2 protein-coding genes are annotated in these 2,110 nt (G+C 32.1%); both read right to left on the minus strand.

Annotated features, from left to right (window positions below):
• Positions 1-759, minus strand: a 759-nt coding sequence (locus COZ07_RS06475) for a M48 family metalloprotease (protein WP_406607754.1), incomplete at its 3' end; no start/stop codon positions are given.
• An 81-nt stretch (positions 760-840) separates the two neighbouring features.
• Positions 841-2,034 (minus strand): ABC transporter permease, encoded by a 1,194-nt coding sequence (locus tag COZ07_RS06480; protein ID WP_406607755.1) that lies wholly within the window; start codon positions 2,032-2,034, stop codon positions 841-843.
• Positions 2,035-2,110: the final 76 nt, after the last annotated feature.

Genomic DNA, 2,110 nt, shown 5'->3' on the forward strand with positions numbered 1-2,110 from the left:
TTTTATAAGATCCTTGTGAACCTGATGACCTAATTCATGAGCAAACACAACTTCTGCTTCGTCGAGAGTAAAATTTTCTAAAAGATTATCGGCTATTACAATCCTCCGAGTATTCCCTAATCCAGAAAGATAAGCATTGGCTTTAGTAGTCTTTGAACTAAAATTTATTTCATAAACCCCTTTAACTTTAGTATTTATCCTATTACATAATCTAATTAACCTTTGGGCTAATTCATTGTCTTCTTCTATCTTTTTCAGTTTAAAAAAAAGAGGAGTCAACCATATAGGGGAAAGATAGCTTAAAAGAACAGTTAAAAAAATAGTAAAGATGGATACTATCAGATACCAATTTAGAGGAAATATTCTGATAGCCCAATAAATTCCTTCCATAATAGGGACAGCCAAACTTAAACTTAAAAGATAACTTTTTAAATAATCTTTGAACCAATCTTTGACTGTTTGAGTAGAAAAATGATATTTGTGCTCGAAGGTATAAGAGGTGTAAAACTCTAAAGGTAAGGAAATTAAATTATAAGCAGTTAGAACAAAGAAAATATATAGGGCGATAACCTGCCATTCCAGATCAATAAAATGTAATATTTTTTCTTTAATGGAAAAAGAAAAGTTGCAGAAGATTAATATTAAAAAATAGCTTAAAAAAAGAGCTGCCCCAATTATTTTAAAAAGAATTTTTTTATTCTGATATTCTTTTGCTTGTTTTTGTTTTTCTTGATTGATAACCTGGTTGCATTTTTCCATTGCTTATCACCTTTTAGGATCGGCGAGCCTGCCCCAGTGAAAACAGGGGATGTCTGTCCTACCGGCCTTAGGGTACTATTTTTAACTTCTGAAAAGAACTTCTTCTTTAGTAAAAAGGCGAGTGGCACCTAGTAGAGCTAAGGTAGCAATAACCATATTGGCGCTAAAAGTAGTAATAATGTGACTCCAATAAATCTTCCCCATTAGTATTTCTTTAAAAACAAAACTACTATTTAATACCGGGACTAAAAACATTTTACCACTCAATTCTATTCCTTGACTTATGGAGATTACTCCTAAAAAGATAGTCAACATATATATAGGAGTAATATAACTTGAAGCTTCTTTAATATTGCGGGCAAATATACCTACCATGATCAAAACTGCACTAGCTAATCCGACCAAAGGGAGCAATACTAAAAATAGCAAAAAGATAGTACTAAAAGAAATTCCAAATTCCACTCCTTCTATACCTCCCATAATAGAAGTTCCGGATAAAAAGGCCAGAGTAAGCCCTATCAAACCTAAAACCATGCTGATAAAAGAGATCAACATTACGGCAAAACATTTTCCTAATACAATTTCTAATCGATTTATTTGACTTACTAATAAAGTAGTAATAGTCCCTCTTTCCTTCTCGCCAGCAGTAATATCTACCGCTGTATGCATCGCTCCTACAAAGATGAGTATTACAATCAAATAAGGGAGTAAAACTCCCAATAATGAGCCAGTCACTTTTTGTGGTGACGCTACATTTTCCGTTTGAAGAATTAAAGGACGAATAAATTCTTCTTTTAAATGCATCATAGAAAGCCGTTGAGAAATTATCTCCTTTTCGTATTCTGCAATTGCTTGATTAATTCTTTTTTGAGCTATCCTTGATTTGGTCTCTGTAGCATCATATTTCAAAATAAGTGGACCGGATTCTCCTTCTTCTATTCTATCTTTAAAATCTGAAGGGATGATTAAAATTAATTGGACTTCCCCTTTTTGTAGTTTAAGTAGAGGATTATTTGGTATAGAAAGAATTTCAATTTTGGGGTTGTTTTGAAAATATTTCAGCAGTGGAGGGGAAAATTCTGCTCCGATTATTATAATCTTAGAGATAGCCTCCTCTGATTTTTCATTTCCCATCTGGTTAAAATAGCCAATTCCCATAAATAAAATAGGATAAAAAATTAAAGGGATTATGATCATAGCAATGATGGTCCTTTTATCCCGGACCGTCCCCACTAACTCTTTAATAAAAATAAGTTTGATATTTTTCCAATTCATTCTAAATTCTCTCCTTGAGTTATTAATTCAAAAAATATTTCTTCTAAATCTTCAGATGATGAATTTTTCTTCAATT

It is taken from the genome of Candidatus Infernicultor aquiphilus (genome assembly GCF_002784285.1).
Classification (GTDB): Bacteria; Atribacterota; Phoenicimicrobiia; order Phoenicimicrobiales; family Phoenicimicrobiaceae; genus Infernicultor; species Infernicultor aquiphilus.